Genomic DNA, 17083 nt, shown 5'->3' with positions numbered 1-17083 from the left:
AAGATGAGCATTCTGATCAACAAAGACACCAAGGTGATCTGCCAGGGCTTCACCGGCAAGCAGGGCACTTTCCATTCCGAACAGGGCATCGCTTACGGCACCCAGCTGGTCGGTGGCGTGACGCCCGGTCGCGGCGGCAGTCAGCATCTGGATCGCCCGGTTTTCAACACCTGCCATGACGCGGTCGACGCCACTGGCGCTGATGCGACGATGATTTACGTGCCGGCCCCGTTTGCCGCCGACGCCATTCTCGAAGCGGCCGATGCCGGAATCCGGGTGATCGTCTGCATCACCGAAGGCATTCCGGTGAATGACATGGTCAAGGTCAAGGCGACCCTGCGCAGCCAGTATCCGAATGCGGTGTTGATTGGGCCGAACTGCCCGGGTGTGATCACGCCGGGCGAATGCAAGATCGGCATCATGCCGGGGCATATTCACAAGCCGGGCAAGATCGGCATCGTGTCGCGCTCCGGTACGCTGACCTATGAGACGGTCTACCAGACCACGCAGAATGGCCTGGGCCAGTCGACCTGTGTCGGCATAGGTGGCGATCCGGTGCGGGGCATGGGTTTCATCGAAGTGATCGAGCTGTTCGAGAAGGATCCAGCGACGGCCGGCATCATCATGGTCGGTGAAATTGGCGGTTCTTCCGAAGAAGAGGCCGCGGAATACATCAAGGCCGAGGTCAAGAAGCCGGTCGTGGCCTACATCGCCGGCGTCACCGCACCGCCCGGAAAACGCATGGGACATGCGGGCGCGATCATTTCCGGTGGCAAGGGCACTGCTGACGAAAAGTTCGCGGCGCTCGAAGCGGCGGGCGTCAAGACCGTACGTTCGCCAGCCGATCTCGGCGCGGCGATGCTGTCACTGCTGTAACGCAGCCCAGCGCATGCGGCGGGTCCAGGTCATCCAGGCCCGGGCCTGCCGAAGCGCGATACCGCTCAAGCGATGAGTCAGCCGTTGAAACTGGCCCTGGCCCAGATCAATCTCTGGGTTGGAGACATCGAAGGTAATGTCCAGAAGATCGTTGACGCCGCCGCTTACGCGCGCGACGTGCTCGGTGCCCGTCTGCTGGCCTGTCCCGAACTGTCCCTGATCGGCTATCCGCCGGACGACCTGCTGCTGCGCTCGGCGATGCCGCGGGTGATTGCGGATGGCGTCAAGCGGTTGCTGGCGGAAGTTCAGGGGATCACCTTGGTTGTCGGCCTGCCGGAATACAGCTCCGACGATACTGGCGATGCGATCTACAACGCCGCTTACGTGATTCGTGACGGCAAGGTGATTGCGCGGGCGCGCAAGCAGCTGCTGCCGAATTACGGCGTATTCGACGAGCGCAGGCATTTTCGTCCGGGCAAAGGCACTCTGGTGTTCGATCAGGACGGCGTGCGTATTGGCCTGTGCATCTGTGAGGACATCTGGGGTGCGGAGCCGGCGCGTGCGGCGCGGAAGGCCGGTGCCGAGCTGCTGCTGAATATCAATGCGTCGCCTTACGACCTTCACAAGACGCGTGATCGGCGTCGCGTGTTCGATCTGCGCGTGGCCGAAACCGGTCTGCCGATTGTCTACGTCAACTGCGTGGGTGGTCAGGACGACGTCGTGTTCGATGGTGACTCCACCGCGATCGATGGCGACGGACGCATTGCATTCACTGCGCCCTTGTTTGAGGAAGGCATCTTCCCGTTGGAGTTTGCCGACGGCCGACTGAGCGGTGCGCTGCGCGAGGATGATTCATCCGAGGCGGTTGTGTACCAGGCGTTGGTGCGCTCGGTGCGTGACTACGTCAATCGCAACGGCTTTCCCGGTGCGCTGATCGGCATGTCCGGCGGTATCGATTCGGCGGTGGTTGCCGCGATTGCCACCGATGCGCTGGGCGCCGATCGGGTTTGGGGCGTATCGCTGCCGTCGCGCTATACCGCAGACATGTCCAATGATGACGCGCGTCTGCAGGCCGAGGCCATGGGAATCCGCTATTCGATGCTGCCGATCGAGCCGGCGTTCGAAGCCTTTGGCGAGATTCTCGCGGACAGTTTTACCGGCAAGGTGGTTGATCTGACCGAAGAGAACATTCAGTCGCGCAGCCGCGGCGTCTTGCTGATGGCGTTGTCGAACAAATTCGGTCACGTCGTACTGACCACCGGCAACAAGAGCGAGATGGCGGTGGGCTACGCGACGCTGTACGGCGACATGTGTGGTGGCTTCGCCCCGCTGAAGGATGTCTACAAGACGCTGGTGTACCGCCTTGCACGTTATCGCAACACGCTGGGCCAGGTCATTCCGGAACGCGTGATTGTAAGACCGCCGAGCGCAGAGCTGCGCCCGGATCAGAAGGACTCGGATTCACTGCCGCCGTATGAAGTGCTGGATCCGCTGCTCGAAGCCTATGTCGAGGATCAGCTGTCGATCCCTGAAATCGTCGCGCGTGGCTTTGATGAAGTGACGGTCAAGCGGGTGGCTGCCCTGGTGCGGCGCTCGGAATACAAGCGACGGCAGGCGCCGCCAGGACCGAAAATCACTCGCTGTGCGTTCGGGCGCGAGCGGCGTTACCCGCTGACGGCTGTCTACGGCGATATCTAAACGCTTATCCCGGCGCCACAAGCGGACGCCGGGATGGTGCGTCAGCGCGTTCGGCTCAGGTGCCGCTGGATTCCGGCTCGATCGCGGGCGGTGCCGCGGGCTCGGCGGAGGGTTCGTCAGAGTCCTTGCTGCCGCCAAACAGCCGGCCAAAGAAGCTGCCCGTGCTTCCGGTATCAGCGGTCTCCAGCAGATCCTGATTCTCAGCGATATAGGCCTTGCGCAGGCGTGCCGCATCCTTGGCCTGATCTTTCAAACCCAGTTCGCGGTAGCTTTCGCGCAGCAGATCCAGCGCCTCAAGCGTGGCCGGTGCGCCCGGATACTGGGCGATCAATTGCTCGGCGCGCTTGGCCGCCGCGACGTAAGCGCCGCGCCGCATGTAGTAATTCACGACGGTCAGTTCATGCGTGGCAATGCGATTGCGCAGGAAAATCATGCGTTCGCGGGCATCGGCGACGTAAATGCTTTCCGGATAGCGCTGGATCAGCAATGAAAAGTCGTCAAATGACCGCCGCAGGTTGCTGGTATCGCGTCGTGTGGTGTCGAAGCCCAATGAATCGCTGATGCCGCGGTCACGGTCAAAATTGACCAGGCCTTTGACGTACTGCACATAATCGGCGTGCGGATGGCGCGGGTAGTCGCGCAGGAAGCGCTCCGCCTGCGCCAGCGCGTCTTCCGGCTGATACGAGCGATAGACCGCATAAATGCGATCGATCTGACCCTGCACCGCGTAGTCCGTGAACGGGAACCGCAGGATCAGCGTGCTATAGCGCTGTTCCGCAGTCGAAAAGTCACTGGAATCCAGCGACGCGCGCGCGACCCGGTACAATTCGCCCGCCTGCAGGCGCTGTTCGCGCGCTGTGGTTTGCTCCGGTTTAAACGGATTGTCCGGGGGCAAGCGGTTGGGATCGGAACTGCATGCGCTGACGGCCAAGGCCGTGAGTGCCAACACGACGATACGAAAGTTCATCGAGACAAAGTGCTCCTGCCGGTGCTCCTGCGGGGGCCGCGAGTATAGCCCATGACCGCGACGGTCCCTGAAGACGAGAATGACCTGCAATTGAGCGCCGAAGTTCCGGAGGAACTGGCGGGCAAGCGCCTGGACGCCGTTTGCGCGCAGCTTTTTGACGCCTATTCGCGCTCGAGGCTGCAAACCTGGATCGAGGGCGGGCGCCTGCGTCTCGACGGCGAGGTGATTACCCGAACCCGCCATCCGGTCGAGGCGGGCGCCTGGATTGAGCTGGATGCAGAGCCCGAAGTCGAAACGGGCATCGAAGCGCAGGATTTGCCGCTGAACGTGGTCTTTTCAGATCGTGACATTGCGATCATCGACAAGCCGGCGGGTCTGACCGTGCACCCTGGCGCCGGCCAGCGCGCCGGTACCCTGCAGAATGCGCTGTTGCATCACTTTCCGCAGACTGCAACGGTCCCGCGTGCTGGCATCGTGCACCGGCTGGACAAAGACACTTCGGGTCTGCTGGTTGTCGCGCTGAGCCTGACGGCGCACACGCAGCTGGTGAACGAACTGCAGGCGCGTGAATTCGGGCGTCAGTACGATGCGCTGGTGCAGGGCGAGCTGATTGCCGGCGGCACCGTTGATGCGCCAATCGGCCGCCATCCGCGCGATCGCCTGCGGATGGCCGTGGTCGATCACGGCGGCCGTGATGCCGTTACCCACTACCGCATTGGCGAGCGCTTCTCACAGTTCACGCGCCTGCGTGTACAGCTCGAAACCGGACGCACCCACCAGATCCGCGTACACATGGCCCATATCCGCCATCCGATTGTGGGCGATCAGGCCTATGGAGGCTCGCTGAGAGGTTCCGGTCTGGACCCGGTGCTGCGTGAGGCGCTACGCAGCTTCCCGCGTCAGGCCCTGCACGCGCGCGAGCTGGCGCTGACGCATCCGCGCAGTGGCAAGCGCCTGCAGTGGACCTCCGAGCCGCCCGAGGACATGCAGACCCTGTTTGCGTTGCTGCGGCAGTATTCGCCGCATCAGCTCTGATGAGCGCGATTCTGCCAGCGCAGTGGCCGGCGCCGCCGCAGGTGCGGGCGCTGCAGACCACGCGCCTGGGTGGAGTCAGTCGCGGGGTCTATGCGGAGTTCAACCTCGGTACCCGTAGCGGCGACGATCTGCGCGATGTCGAATCGAATCGACGCCGGTTGCACGACGTGTATGGTGTGCCGGATGCCGTGGGTTGGCTGCATCAGGTGCACGGGACCCGCGTGCTGCAGGTTCCACGCAGCGTCGACTCGGATTGTGCCGACGCGTCATGGACCGCGCAGCCGGGCGCTGTCTGTGCGGTGCTGACTGCGGACTGTCTGCCGGTGCTGCTGTGCGATGCCGACGGTCGCTGTGTGGCGGCGGCGCACGCCGGCTGGCGCGGCCTGTGCGGCGGCGTGCTGGAGCAGACCGTTGCCGCGTTGCCGGCGCCGCCATCTGCGCTGATGGCCTGGATGGGCGCAGCGATCGGGCCGCAGGCGTTCGAAGTTGGTCCGGAGGTGCGCGAGCGCTTCATCAAGCAGGATGCCCAGGCCGTGACAGCGTTCACTGCCGGCCGCGGCGACCGCTGGTTGTGCGATCTGTACGCACTGGCGCGGCAGCGCCTGCAGCGCGCGGGCGTTTCCCAGATTTATGGAGGTGGGCTGTGCACTTACAGCGACGCCCGAAACTGGTACTCGTATCGCCGCGACGGCGATTGCGGGCGCATGGCGACCTTGATCTGGATCAACTAATTTGCGTGGGAAGTGGCTTGTTGACCCCGGTCAATGCGCCCAAGGGGGGTCCTGCCCGAGTCTGCACGGTAGTTACTTCCAAGAGAACGCCCGTGTCCAAAGTGGTTGAATTTCCGACCGAATTGATCCGCCGCTACAGCGGCCCGGCGCCGCGCTACACGTCCTATCCGACCGCGCTGCAGTTCGACGATCATTTCAGCGAAGACGACCTGCGCCGCGCGGTCGAGCGCAGTGACAGCAGCCCGCTGTCGGTGTATGTGCACGTGCCGTTCTGCTCCAGTCCCTGCTACTACTGTGGCTGCACCCGCACGATCACGCGTCAGCCGGGCACGATCGAGCACTACGTCAAGCGCCTGGTGCACGAGATCGCGATGCAGGGGCAGCTGTTCGGGCGTCGGCGTCAGGTGCGGCAGCTGCATTTCGGTGGGGGCACGCCGACCATCCTCGATCCGGTGCAGTTCGGACGCATCATCGGCGCCCTCGACTATCACTTCGGCTTGTGCGAGCAGGACGATCGTGAATATTCAATCGAGATCGATCCGCGCACCCTGGGTGAGGAGACGCTGACTGGTCTGGCGGCGCTGGGCTTCAACCGCGTCAGCTTCGGCGTGCAGGATCTCGATGCGGAGGTGCAGCAGGCGATCAACCGCATCCAGCCGGCGCAGATGAGCTGGGATGCGATCGCGCAGGCGCGCGAGGCCGGGTTCAAGTCGGTGTCGCTGGATCTGATCTATGGCCTGCCGAAGCAGACACTGGAATCGTTCACGCACACCCTGGACGAGGTGGCGGCTGCGCGGCCGGATCGCATCGCGGTCTACGCCTATGCGCACATGCCGCATCTGTTCAAGGCGCAGCGGCAGATTCATCTGCGCGATCTGCCGACACCGGATCAGCGCCTGGAGCTGCTGCAGCGGTCGATCGAACACCTGACCGCGCACGGTTATGTCTATATCGGCATGGATCATTTCGCGCTGCCGAACGACGATCTGTCCAAGGCGCTGGAACACGGAGACCTGCAGCGCAACTTCCAGGGCTATTCGACCCAAGGCGGCGCCGATCTGCTCGGTCTCGGCATGAGCGCGATCAGCCGTATCGGCGACTGCTACAGCCAGAACACCAAGGACCTCAAGCGTTACGGGGCCATGGTCGATGACGGCCACCTGCCGGTGGTGCGCGGGCTGTGGCTGACCGAGGAGGATCAGCTGCGCCGCCGCGTGATCGAGGATCTGATGTGTCGTGGGCAGGTCGACGCCCGCGCGATCGAACGCGATTACGGCGTGCGCTTCGAACAGCACTTCGCGATCGAGCTGCAGCGCCTGATGTCCCTGCAACAGGACGGGTTGGTCGACTGGGACCATCGCGCGATCCGGGTCACCCAGGCCGGACGCCTGCTCGCGCGCAACGTCGCACAGGTCTTCGATGCTTACACACCGCCGCCGTCGGCGGCCGGCATGCGGCGCCACGCACAGGCGATCTGATCGCGGTGCGCCGGCGGGGTTGACCGCCGGAGTTCAGACTAGACCGCCAGGCTGGCCGCGGTGCGGTACCGGTCTGCCTGTCTGGGGCGATGCGGGGCGATATCATGCCGCGCATTGTCTGCCGCAGGGGGCACGGGTGCTTGGGGTGCCCGGTGACCCCCGGCGCCCGATCTCCGGATACCCATGAGCCACTCCGAGTCCGTTGCGCAGCGCCGCGTCCGCATGGGACCACGCGATCCCGATGAGTCCCATCGCGTGGCGACTCCGCTGGAACTCTTGTTCGATCTGGTCACCGTGATTGCCGTCGCCGCCGCCGCCGCGGGGCTGCACCACGCCATCGCCGCAGCGCATTTCGCTGAGGGACTGCTGCATTTCTGCGCCGCATTCTTCGGCATCTGGTGGGCGTGGATGAACTACACCTGGTTCGCCTCGGCCTACGACAACGACGACACGCCGTTCCGCCTGCTGACGATGGTGATCATGGGCGGCGCGCTGACGATGGCGGCCGGCATCAGCGTGTTCTTCGACACCACCGATCTGCGCTTGATCGTTGTCGGCTACATCGTCATGCGCGTCGGCATGGTCATGCTGTGGCTGCGTGCGGCGCGGCATGATCCGGCGCGGCGGCTGACCGGCCGCCGCTACGCCGCGGGTATCGCGCTGGTGCAGCTGTACTGGATTGCCCTGATGCTGTTGCAGACGCGCCTGGGGGCGATGTTCTACCCGGCCTTCGCGCTCGGCGCAGTGCTCGAGCTGGCGGTGCCGGCGATCGCCGAACGTCGCGGTGCCACGCCGTGGCACCGGCATCACATCATGGAGCGCTACGGCCTGCTGACGATCATCATGCTGGGTGAAACCCTGCTGGCCGGATCGATGGCCCTGAATCAGGTCGCCAGCGAGCACTTCAACATCGATCTGGTCATGGTGGCGCTGTCGGCGCTGGTGATCCTGTTCTCGATGTGGTGGCTGTACTTTGCGCGGGAGGAACACCTGCGTGATCGCACGTTGTCGGTGGCGCTGATCTGGGGCTACGGACACATCCTGATCTTCATGTCCGCGGCCGCAGTCGGTGCCGGATTTGCCGTGCTGGTCGATATCGTGACCGGGCATACGCAGATCGGCGTGCGCGTCGGCGATTACGCGGTGGCGATTCCGGTGTCGGCCTACCTGCTGGGTCTGTGGCTGGTGCGCGATCGCTGCGTTCTGCCGTCACCGGCGCGCTGGGTACTGTTGTTGTTCGCCGGCGCGGTGCTGCTGGCGCCGCCGTTGCTGGGTCTGGAGGGTATCGCCGCCCTGACCGCAGTGTGCGTGTGGACGCGCAACCGCCTGGCCGCACCGGCGAACCCGCCGGTCTCCGTGCCGGGCGGATGAGGCGATGGCGCGTCAGTCCGCACTCAAATGCGGACTGACGCGGGTGCCGTCGGCAATGCGATCGTCCGGATAGGCGATCACGCGGTCGCCGGCGGCGAGTCCTTCGAGGATTTCCGTGTACTGCAGGCCGCGTGCGCCGGGCTTGACTGCCCGGAGGTGCGCACGCCCCTGATCGACGACGAACACCGACCATTGGCCGTTGTCACGGAACAGCGCGCTGTGCGGGATGCGCAGCACATCGGCTTGGTCGTGCAGGATGAAGCGGGCCTCGACCCGATAGGCGTCGCCCAGGCGCTGCCACTGTTCCACCGGTGCGGTGATGTCAGCAATCACGCGAACGCGTTGCTCCTCGACCCCCAGCGCGGACACCTTGGTGAACGCAGTCGGTTCGACCTCGCGCACGCGCGCTTCCAGCGGCGCGTCGCCGCCCCAGCGCTCCAGCCAGACCGGCATGCCGGGTAGCAGGCGCACGGCATCCGCTGACAGCACGTCGACCACGATTTCCAACGAATGTGGATCGCCGATCGTCAGCATTGGGGTGCCGGCCTGAACTACACCCTCGTCTTCGCGCTGGATCGCCAGCACCGATCCGGATACCGGGGAAGTCACCACAATCTGCTGGCCACTCTGGCGCGCGCCGCCGGCAAAGTTCAGTGCGGTCTCCGCGGAAACGCGCTCGTAGCGTGCAACTTCAATCGCTGATCGCGCCGAAGCAAGATTGGCAGCGGTGCGATTGGCTTCGGAAGATGCCTGTTCGTACTGATTGCGCGAGATTGCGCCGGTCTGCATCAACGGCTTCAATCGATTGACTTCGCTGCGCGCGAAGTCGGCGCTGGCCTGTGCCGCCTGGGCCGCAGTTTCGGCAGCGCGTTGCGCTGCTTCGGCGCGCGCCACTGCAGCGGTCGCCTCGGCGCGCGTGCGTGCGTCCAGCGAGGCTGACGGCAAGGGTTCAAGGGAGAACAAGGTCTGACCGACCTTGACCGGATCACCGACGTGGAAGTCCAGTCGCGCCACGTAGCCAGTCACCGGGGGCGTCACGGTATAGCGTTCGCGAACGCGGGTCACGCCGTCTTCTTCGATCACGACCTGTACCGGTCCGCGCGCGGCATCAACGGTGGCCATATCGATGGCCGGTGTGCGATAGGCCAGAGCAATGGCAACGACAATCGCCGCCGCAATGAATCCAGGCAGAAGCCAGCGTCGGGATGTTCGGCTCATTGCGGCACCTTCAGGGCGGACACCAGGTCCAGGCGTTTGATGGAACGCGTCATCAGTAGCGATGAGAGCAGTGTAGTGACCAGAATCACCAACGCGGCATACGCGTACGTCTGCGGCGCCAGCACTAGTGGAATGCGATACAGATCGGACGCAAGCTCGGCCACCATCAGGCTGCACAAGAGCCACCCGATGGCCCAGCCCAGCGGGATCGCAATCAAGGTCAGCGTGACGATTTCGCCGAGCAGTACGACGCCGGTTTCGGTCCGTGTATATCCGAGCACGCGCAGGCTGGCGAGTTCGCGCGCACGTTCGGAAAAGGTTACGCGCATGCTGTTGTAGACCACGCCAACCGCGATCGTCGATGCCAGTACCAACATCACCGCGGCAAAAATCAGGATGTTGCCGGCCATGGTTTCGGTAAAGCTGCGGATGGCGACCTCGCGATTCATCAGTCCGACAATATGCGGTGTGCGCTTGATCTGTGTGAACAGCGCCGGAAGCTGGCTGTGTTCGACGCCAAGAAACGCACCGGTGACGACGTCGCCCTCGTTCAGTAGTCGATTCAAGGCGCTGCGATCCATATAGCCACCGCTGCCGATCAGCTCATGGGTGACGCCGACCACAGGCACATACCGGATCTGGCGTTCGCCTGTCAGCACTTCGACCTCGACCGTGTCGCCAGCCGCGACGCCGAGTTTCTGCGCCAGGATAGCGGTCAACAGCAGGCCGTCACGCGGAATCGGTACCGGGTTCCCGTCGCTGTCGAGCAGGCGATAAAGCCGGGCGTCGGGTTCAAAGCCCTGGATCGCGCTGCGCTCGCTGCGATGGCCTGAACGCAGCCGCACCGGAACCGCCCGTGTGACCTCGACCCGGTGCACGCCGGGCATCGCAGCCAGCAGGTGACGTACGCGCTCGTGTTTGACGTCATCGAAACTCAGGGTCAAATCGGCGCGCATTGCCTGACGGAACTGCACATCGAGCAGTACGTCGATGGAATCTTTCATCAAGCCGCCAACGACCAGGATCGCCGCAGAAAACGCAATGCCGAGCACAGTCAGACTCGCTTTGATTGGCTGGCGCAGCAGATTGCGCACAACCATGCGTGCGCCCGGCGAGAGCCAACGGCGTATCCGGCTGGTTTCAAATACGGTGATCCGATAGCGCGGAGGGGCCTCCGGGCGCATGCCCTGTGCCGGCGGCAGGCGCGCAGCCCGCAGCACGGCGAGTGCGGCGCCCAGCAGCGCCGCCAGCGCGCTGACAAGTACGCCGGACACCGCAACGTCCAGATCCAGCACGTAGTGCAGGTAGGGATAACGGAAGAATTCCTGATACACGCGCGACATGCCAGCGCCGAGCCAGCCGCCGACGCCGACGCCGAACACCGAACCCAGCAGTACGATCACACCGGCCAGCATCAGATAGTGCATGGCGATTTCCGATGCGCTGTAGCCGAAGGCCTTGAGCACGGCGACCTGTGAGCGCTCCTGCTTCAGCAGTCGCATCATCACCACGTTGAGCAGGAACGCGGCAACGCCCAGGAAGATTCCGGGCAGTACCGTGGCCTGAACCTCCCACTGGTGGATTTCGTCGCTCAGATAGCGATGTGACAGCTGGTCGCTGCGGTCGATTGCGCCGGCGCTGCCATAGGGCGCCAGCAGACGGTCGAGAGCATTGATCACTGCGGGTACATCGGCGCCGGGCTGCAGGCGTAGCAGTACGTCATTGAAGGCGCCGTCGAGCCCCTCGGCCGCTTCCAGCGGTTTGCGCGCCATCCACAGCACGCCATAGCGTTTGTAGTCGGGAAAGATGTCGCCGGGGCGGATCAGATAGACGAACTCGGCCGACAGCGCGATGCCTGTGACGGTGACGCGGCGCTGCACGCCGCGCAGGGTCAGATCGAAACGGTCGCCTGGGCGCAGCTGGTGCGCCTCCGCGAAAGCCTCGTTGACCGCGACTTCACGATCGGACTCGGGCAGGCGACCCGCGCGCAGGTACAGGCGGTTCAGGCCGCCATGTGGATTCGGCAACGACAGGATCTGTGCCGCGACGGGCTCGTCGAAGCCGGCAAGGTCGATCAGGGCACTTCCGCTCGCGCGCGTCTCGACGATGTCGACACCGTCAATCTGCGCCATCTGCATTTCGAGCGCGCGTGGTGCACGGGTCAGCGACGCAAATGCATCGGCGAAGCGGCTGTCCCGATAGAACTCGCGCTGGGTCAGGGACAGCGAGCGCATCGTGCTGTGGGCGATGACGAACGTGGTGACGCCGCTGGCGACGACCAGTGCGATCGCCAGTGCCTGACCGCGCAGGCGCCACAGATCACGTACCAGCTTGTGTGTCAGAACGCTCATCGCTGTGACGCGCTCATGGTGAAAATCTGCCTCACCACTGCAGATCGCGCGGTGCGCGGCGCGTCGGGTTGCGATGTTCGCCAACGATACGACCGTCCGACAGATGCAGCACGCGGTCGGCAATGTCCGCGATGACGGCGTTGTGCGTGATCACCACGGTCAGCGTCTTCAGATCGCGATTGACGCGCTCGAGGGCTTCGAGCACCAGGATGCCGGTCTTTGAGTCGAGCGCGCCGGTCGGCTCGTCGCACAGCAGCAGATCCGGCTGCTTGGCGATGGCGCGGGCAATGGCCACACGTTGCTGCTCGCCGCCCGAGAGTTGCGCCGGAAAATGATCCAGCCGATGGTCCAGGCCGACCGCACGCAGTGCGTCGTCCGGTGACAGGGGGCGTTCGGCAATTTCGGTCACAACCTCGACGTTCTCGCGCGCGGTCAAGCTCGCGATCAGGTTGTAGAACTGGAACACGAAGCCAACGTGGTCGCGCCGATAGCGTGTCAACGCGCGATCGTCGGCGTGGGTCAGGTCATGGTCGCGATAGCGCACAACGCCGCTGCTGGCAGTTTCCAGTCCGCCGAGGATGTTCAGCAGTGTGGACTTGCCACTGCCGGAGGCGCCGAGCAGGACCACGAACTCGCCGGCGCGAAGATCAAGATCGACGCCGCGCAGCGCCTGCACCGGCACGTCACCGTCGTAAATCTTGGACAGTCCACGCGCGCTGAGTAGAACCTCCGCGCTCGGTGCCTCGGGCAATGGGGGGTAGGGCTCGCTCACTGGCATCTGTGTGATCGTCCCACGTCGTGGCGGGCTCTGTCAGCCCGCACGGCGCTCAACCCGGGATAGACGGCAGCAGTTCCTCGGGGATGTCCAGATGTTCGGCCAGCAGGTGGATGAACTCGGGCGGCTTGATCACCAGCACGTCGCAGTGCAAGCGCTCAAGGATGCGTTCGGCGCTGCTGCCCAGGATGAGGCGTTCCAGCCCTTCGCGGAACACGGTCCCTACCGCGACAACATCCGCTTCCGCCGTGTTGGCAAGGTCGGCAATCGCATCGGCCGTCGGGCCTTCCAGAAAATGCTTGCGCTCGGCCGGCACGCCATGCTTTTCGGCAAACGCGTCGAAGCGCTGTGTGTGCATGGCCTGTAGGGCCTCGTAAGCCTCGCTGATCAGCAGCCCATCGCCCTGGGGATCAACCATTGCGGCGGTGCTGAGGCCATCAAAGGCGTGTGCCAGATGCAGCGACGCATCGCATTGCAGCGCCAGCTGCAATGCCGCATGGACGACGGTGTCGTTGAGGGATTCGGCTTCTTTGCCCTCGGCGCCGGTGTCAACCGCGGCGATAACCCGGCGTGGCAGCGGATGCGCATGCGCATTCACCAGCAGAAGCGGCGCCGGGCACAGGCGCATCAGTTTCCAGTCCAGCGGTGTGTACATCAGGCGTTTTAGTGCCGGTTCGGCGTGCACATCCTTGAGCACCAGATCTGGACGGAACTCCACCACTGCGCCAATGATTTTCTCGTGGATCGGTGAGCCCCAGATGACTTCTGTTTCCACCTGGATGCCGTCAGCGCGCAGCAGCGCCGCTTCGTCATTCAGCCATTCCTCGCGCTCGCGCAGGAATCCAGCCTTGGCCAGCGCCATGACTTCCTCGGACACTACGCCGACAGCGGCGATTCCGGCATGAAAGTCGAACAGGCACAGGCGCAGTGCTGCGCCGGTTGCTTTGGCCAGGCGCAAGGCGCGTTCCACCGCAGGCGTGCGCCGCAGGCCGGGGTCGACGATAACGAGTATGCGCTGGTACTGGCTCATGCTGGGCTCCTCAAATTTTCGGTCAGATTTTCATCGACCCGCGGCGTAGTTGCGTTGACCCCTGTCAATCGTCGACCGTTCGACGGAAGCACCTCGTCTTTCGGCTGCTGTGGCTATCGCTGCGATCCGCTGCCTGCCATGCTTCAAGCATGACACGGTATCGCCAGATCTTGCAGCATGGCGCGCGCAGTCGCGCGTTCGGAGGTTTGCGCGAGGGTGGTTTGGTGCTGGGTCTTGCCGTTGTCCTCGGAGTGCCGGCGGGCTGGTGGCTGATTGCCGTGGTCGGTGGTGCGCCTGCTGCGACCGAGCTGGTTAGCAACGTCGGGTTGTATCTGTACATGGCGTTGGTGACCGCGCTGTCGTTGCTGCTGGTGCAGCGGATGCGCGCGAGCCGGCGCAGTGGCGGACTGTTCGATCCCCTGACTGGCGTTCACGAAGCGGGCTACTTTCACGAGCGCCTGCATGACGAGCTGGCGACCGCCCGACGCAAGGGCCGGCCGTTGACCGTGTTGATGATCGATATCGACGACTTTTCGCGTCTGCTCGGGCAATACGGCTGTGCGCGCGCTGATCGAGTGTTGCAGACGGTGGCGGTAGGACTGGTCGCGCAGGTGCGCGAGGATGATTGCGTTGCGCGACTGAGCTCGGACCGCTTCGCGGCGATTCTGCGCGAGACCACCCTGGATCACGCGATGATGATTGCCGGTCGCATGCGTGATCGGATTCAGTCGGAAACCTATGCGGGCGGGCAGGGCCGAGCTTTTGCGGTGACCGCGTCGATCGGCGTGGTCAGCTACTGGCGCAGCGGTGTGCTGACACCAGAAACCCTGCTGGAGATCGCCGAGGACGCGGTCATCCGTGCAGGAGGGAATGCGGTTGTCGCGGCGGGTGAGACGCATCAGGACGAGTTGCCGCATACCGAATTGCCCTTGCACCACGATTCCGGGCCGTACGATCCTCTGCGCTGACGGCTGCGCCGTCGAGCGGACGCGATCATCACGTCGGATCGGCTATCGTATGCCCCCGCCATCGGGCGTTGCCGGCACGCGGCGTCCGTCTGGCGGCACGGCCAGCGTCTGGCCGCGTCCACTACCGAACCTTCATTCGCTGCGCTATCCGCATGCCCAAACGAGCGTCCGCACTGGTCCGTCTGCGCCGCGCCGGGATCGATACCTATCAATCCCCGGTGATTTTCATGCGTGTCGACAGCGCCGTATGCCACTCGGAGGGTTTTGAGGCGCAGTCGCGTATCGAGATCCGGCGCAATCACCATCGCGTCATCGCGACCTTGAATGTCGTGTCGGCCGACTGGCTCGCAGCCGATGAGGCAGCGCTGTCAGAGGTTGCATGGCGCCTGCTGAATGCCGGAGAGGGCGATACCGCCGAGCTGCGCCACCCCGAGCCACTGGATTCGCTGTCGTTTCTGCGGGCCAAGGTCTATGGCCGACGGCTCGACGACGATCAGGTCCGTGCGATCGTGAAGGATGTTGCCGCAGGACGCTATTCAGAGCTGGAGCTGGCCGCCTTCGTGACCGCCTGCTCGGGATCGCGTCTTGACGTCGGAGAGACGCTGGCGCTGACCCGGGCCATGGTCGAGGTGGGCGAGCGCTTGAGCTGGGGGCGCAGCCCGATCGTCGACAAGCACTGCATCGGCGGCTTGCCCGGCAATCGAACAACCTTGATCGTGGTGCCGATCGTGGCCGCTGCCGGACTGACGATTCCCAAGACTTCATCGCGTGCGATCACCTCGCCGGCGGGAACCGCCGACACCATGGAAACCCTGGCGCCGGTCGATCTGAGTCTGGCGCAGATGCGCCGCGTGATCGAACGCGAAAACGGCTGCATCGTCTGGGGCGGCGCGGTGCGTCTGTCGCCCGCGGACGACGTTCTGATCCGTGTCGAGCGGCCGCTGGATTTCGACAGCGAAGGGCAGCTGGTCGCGAGTGTGCTGTCCAAGAAGCTCGCGGCGGGATCGACGCATATCGTGGTCGATCTGCCGTTCGGCCCGACTGCCAAGGTCAGGGATCGGGCTGCAGCCGAGGCCCTGGCGCAGCGCCTGGTGACCGTGGGTGAGCAGCTTGGATTGCACCTGCGCACAGTGCTCAGTGACGGAACTCAGCCGGTCGGCCATGGCATTGGTCCTGCGCTGGAGGCGCGCGATGTGCTGGCCGTATTGCAAAATGCAGCGAGCGCGCCCGCAGACCTGCGTGAACGATCCCTGACGCTGGCTGCAGAGATCCTCGATTTTGTCCCCGATGCCAGCGGTGCCAGTGGCCTGGAGCGTGCGACACAGCTTCTCGACAGCGGTGCTGCCTGGGAAAAATTCCAGGCGATCGCTGCCGCCCAGGGTGGGCTGCGCGAGCCGCCGGCGTCGCGCTTTCATCGGCCGGTTGCCGCGTCGCGCGGTGGCCTCGTCAGTGGAATCGACAGCCGCAAGCTGTCACGTGTGGCGAAGTTTGCCGGCGCGCCGCGGACCCCTGCGGCAGGTGTTGATCTGCATGTCAGGTTGGGCGACCGCATTGAAGTCGGCCAGTCGATGTTCACCCTGCATGCCGACAGTGCCGGCGAAATCGCATTTGCGCTGGACTATCTTGAAGAACATCCGGAGATCGTGTGTCTGAAGAACGACTGAATCCTGTGCTGCTGACATTCGACGGCCGTGCGCCGTTTGCCGAGGCATTGGCGCAGCAGATGGATATGGAACTCGTGCCCGTTGAATTGCACCGGTTTCCGGACGGCGAATCGCTGGTCCGCATGTGCACGCGGCTCGCGGGCCGCGATTGCGTTGTCTTCTGCACCCTGAAGAATCCCGACAGCATCATTTTTCCGCTGCTGTCCGCCGCATTCACCGCCCGTGAGCTGGGTGCGCGCTCGATCGGGCTGCTGGCACCGTATCTGGCCTACATGCGCCAAGACAAGCGTTTCCATACCGGCGAGGCGGTTTCGGCGCGCCCGTTCGCGCACCTGGTATCAACCCATTTCGACTATCTGGTGACGGTTGACCCGCATCTGCACCGTTATCACCGGCTTGATGCGCTGTATCGCGTGCCGTGCACTGTGGTCAGCGCGGTGCCATTAATGGCGGAGTGGATCCGTCGCAACGTTGAAAAGCCGCTGCTGGTCGGGCCTGATGAGGAAAGCATGCAGTGGGTTGGGGCCGTGGCCGAGATGGCCGGGGCGCCGTTTGTGGTGCTGCGCAAGATTCGGCGAGGCGACGTCGACGTCGATATCGAGGTTCCGGAGCTTGAAGCGGTCCAAGGGCTCACCCCGGTCCTGGTCGACGACATCCTGTCGACCGGACATACGCTGTCAAAAACGGTTGTCGCGCTGCTCGAACGGGGTTTCGGTGCGCCGGTGTGCCTGGCAGTACACGCGGTGTTCGCCGGAGAGGCGGAGCGCTTGTTGGCGGAAGCGGGCGCCCAACGGCTGGTAACCGCAAATACCATCGAGCACGCCAGCAACGCCGTGGACATCGCCGCGCCGATCGCTCACGCGCTGCGTAACTATCTGAAATCCATCGTATAACAGATTGATGCCAATGCGTTGACGCAAG

The 17083-nt window shown here is 64.2% G+C and carries 14 protein-coding genes; 9 read left to right on the top strand and 5 right to left on the bottom strand.

What is annotated here, in order from left to right; all coding sequences use genetic code 11:
- The first annotated feature begins 3 nt into the window (after window positions 1–3).
- Both sucD and E4T66_RS04735 read left to right on the top strand, forming a co-directional pair.
- On the top strand, window positions 4–876 hold the full coding sequence (gene sucD / locus E4T66_RS04740) for a succinate--CoA ligase subunit alpha (protein WP_136847757.1): 873 nt from the start codon (window positions 4–6) through the stop codon (window positions 874–876).
- Between the two features lie 72 nt (window positions 877–948).
- Window positions 949–2574 (top strand): NAD+ synthase, encoded by a 1626-nt coding sequence (locus E4T66_RS04735; protein ID WP_136847756.1) that lies wholly within the window; start codon window positions 949–951, stop codon window positions 2572–2574.
- Between the two features lie 55 nt (window positions 2575–2629).
- Here E4T66_RS04735 and E4T66_RS04730 read toward each other — a convergent pair whose 3' ends face one another.
- A complete protein-coding gene (locus tag E4T66_RS04730) occupies window positions 2630–3541 on the bottom strand; it encodes an outer membrane protein assembly factor BamD (protein ID WP_136847755.1) in 912 nt (303 codons plus the stop codon).
- Between the two features lie 51 nt (window positions 3542–3592).
- On the opposite strand from E4T66_RS04730, the gene rluD reads away from it, so the two are divergent.
- The 4 genes from rluD to E4T66_RS04710 all read left to right on the top strand — a co-directional run bounded on the left by rluD (window position 3593) and on the right by E4T66_RS04710 (window position 8156).
- Window positions 3593–4576 carry a 23S rRNA pseudouridine(1911/1915/1917) synthase RluD gene (gene rluD, locus E4T66_RS04725; protein ID WP_136847754.1) on the top strand — a complete coding sequence of 328 codons (984 nt, stop codon included), beginning with the start codon at window positions 3593–3595 and terminating at the stop codon, window positions 4574–4576.
- Window positions 4576–5307, top strand: a complete 732-nt coding sequence (pgeF, locus tag E4T66_RS04720; RefSeq protein ID WP_136847753.1) for a peptidoglycan editing factor PgeF — start codon at window positions 4576–4578, stop codon at window positions 5305–5307. The genes rluD and pgeF overlap by 1 nt, the downstream gene beginning before the upstream one ends.
- 92 nt (window positions 5308–5399) lie before the next feature.
- Window positions 5400–6785 (top strand): oxygen-independent coproporphyrinogen III oxidase, encoded by a 1386-nt coding sequence (gene hemN / locus E4T66_RS04715; protein ID WP_136847752.1) that lies wholly within the window; start codon window positions 5400–5402, stop codon window positions 6783–6785.
- A gap of 183 nt (window positions 6786–6968) precedes the next feature.
- Window positions 6969–8156 (top strand): low temperature requirement protein A, encoded by a 1188-nt coding sequence (locus E4T66_RS04710; RefSeq protein WP_136847751.1) that lies wholly within the window; start codon window positions 6969–6971, stop codon window positions 8154–8156.
- A gap of 12 nt (window positions 8157–8168) precedes the next feature.
- On the opposite strand, the gene E4T66_RS04705 is transcribed toward E4T66_RS04710, so the two are convergent.
- Genes E4T66_RS04705 through E4T66_RS04690 form a run of 4 tightly spaced genes read right to left on the bottom strand, consistent with a single transcriptional unit; the run spans window position 8169 to window position 13530 of the window.
- On the bottom strand, window positions 8169–9374 hold the full coding sequence (locus E4T66_RS04705; RefSeq protein ID WP_136847750.1) for an efflux RND transporter periplasmic adaptor subunit: 1206 nt from the start codon (window positions 9372–9374) through the stop codon (window positions 8169–8171).
- The gene (locus E4T66_RS04700) at window positions 9371–11725 is read right to left on the bottom strand and encodes an ABC transporter permease (protein WP_136847749.1); all 2355 of its coding nucleotides are present in this window, start codon (window positions 11723–11725) and stop codon (window positions 9371–9373) included. The genes E4T66_RS04705 and E4T66_RS04700 overlap by 4 nt, the downstream gene beginning before the upstream one ends.
- 31 nt (window positions 11726–11756) lie before the next feature.
- Window positions 11757–12503 (bottom strand): ABC transporter ATP-binding protein, encoded by a 747-nt coding sequence (locus E4T66_RS04695; RefSeq protein WP_136847748.1) that lies wholly within the window; start codon window positions 12501–12503, stop codon window positions 11757–11759.
- 49 nt (window positions 12504–12552) lie between these two features.
- Window positions 12553–13530 carry a universal stress protein gene (locus E4T66_RS04690; protein ID WP_136847747.1) on the bottom strand — a complete coding sequence of 326 codons (978 nt, stop codon included), beginning with the start codon at window positions 13528–13530 and terminating at the stop codon, window positions 12553–12555.
- Between the two features lie 149 nt (window positions 13531–13679).
- Here E4T66_RS04690 and E4T66_RS04685 point away from each other — a divergent pair, with 149 nt between their 5' ends.
- The 3 genes from E4T66_RS04685 (at window position 13680) to E4T66_RS04675 (ending at window position 17055) form a co-directional block, all read left to right on the top strand.
- Window positions 13680–14498 carry a GGDEF domain-containing protein gene (locus E4T66_RS04685; RefSeq protein WP_136847746.1) on the top strand — a complete coding sequence of 273 codons (819 nt, stop codon included), beginning with the start codon at window positions 13680–13682 and terminating at the stop codon, window positions 14496–14498.
- 152 nt (window positions 14499–14650) lie between these two features.
- Window positions 14651–16162 carry a thymidine phosphorylase family protein gene (locus tag E4T66_RS04680; protein WP_136847745.1) on the top strand — a complete coding sequence of 504 codons (1512 nt, stop codon included), beginning with the start codon at window positions 14651–14653 and terminating at the stop codon, window positions 16160–16162.
- Complete coding sequence (locus E4T66_RS04675) at window positions 16144–17055, top strand: ribose-phosphate diphosphokinase (RefSeq protein WP_211242765.1); 912 nt, start codon at window positions 16144–16146, stop codon at window positions 17053–17055. The genes E4T66_RS04680 and E4T66_RS04675 overlap by 19 nt, the downstream gene beginning before the upstream one ends.
- The last annotated feature ends 28 nt before the right edge of the window (window positions 17056–17083 follow it).

Source organism: Sinimarinibacterium arenosum, from assembly GCF_005047655.1.
In the GTDB taxonomy this organism is placed as follows: domain Bacteria; phylum Pseudomonadota; class Gammaproteobacteria; order Nevskiales; family Nevskiaceae; genus Solimonas.
This window is presented reverse-complemented; position numbering and strand designations above follow the sequence as displayed.

Excerpts from the sequence above, each read along its gene's own strand:
- sucD (WP_136847757.1), top strand. The coding sequence starts at position 4 with ATGAGCATTCTGATCAACAAAGACACCAAGGTGATCTGCCAGGGCTTC.
- E4T66_RS04735 (WP_136847756.1), top strand. The coding sequence starts at position 949 with ATGAGTCAGCCGTTGAAACTGGCCCTGGCCCAGATCAATCTCTGGGTT.
- E4T66_RS04730 (WP_136847755.1), bottom strand. The coding sequence starts at position 3,541 with ATGAACTTTCGTATCGTCGTGTTGGCACTCACGGCCTTGGCCGTCAGC.
- rluD (WP_136847754.1), top strand. The coding sequence starts at position 3,593 with ATGACCGCGACGGTCCCTGAAGACGAGAATGACCTGCAATTGAGCGCC.
- pgeF (WP_136847753.1), top strand. The coding sequence starts at position 4,576 with ATGAGCGCGATTCTGCCAGCGCAGTGGCCGGCGCCGCCGCAGGTGCGG.
- E4T66_RS04710 (WP_136847751.1), top strand. The coding sequence starts at position 6,969 with ATGAGCCACTCCGAGTCCGTTGCGCAGCGCCGCGTCCGCATGGGACCA.
- E4T66_RS04705 (WP_136847750.1), bottom strand. The coding sequence starts at position 9,374 with ATGAGCCGAACATCCCGACGCTGGCTTCTGCCTGGATTCATTGCGGCG.
- E4T66_RS04700 (WP_136847749.1), bottom strand. The coding sequence starts at position 11,725 with ATGAGCGTTCTGACACACAAGCTGGTACGTGATCTGTGGCGCCTGCGC.
- E4T66_RS04695 (WP_136847748.1), bottom strand. The coding sequence starts at position 12,503 with ATGCCAGTGAGCGAGCCCTACCCCCCATTGCCCGAGGCACCGAGCGCG.
- E4T66_RS04690 (WP_136847747.1), bottom strand. The coding sequence starts at position 13,530 with ATGAGCCAGTACCAGCGCATACTCGTTATCGTCGACCCCGGCCTGCGG.
- E4T66_RS04685 (WP_136847746.1), top strand. The coding sequence starts at position 13,680 with ATGACACGGTATCGCCAGATCTTGCAGCATGGCGCGCGCAGTCGCGCG.
- E4T66_RS04680 (WP_136847745.1), top strand. The coding sequence starts at position 14,651 with ATGCCCAAACGAGCGTCCGCACTGGTCCGTCTGCGCCGCGCCGGGATC.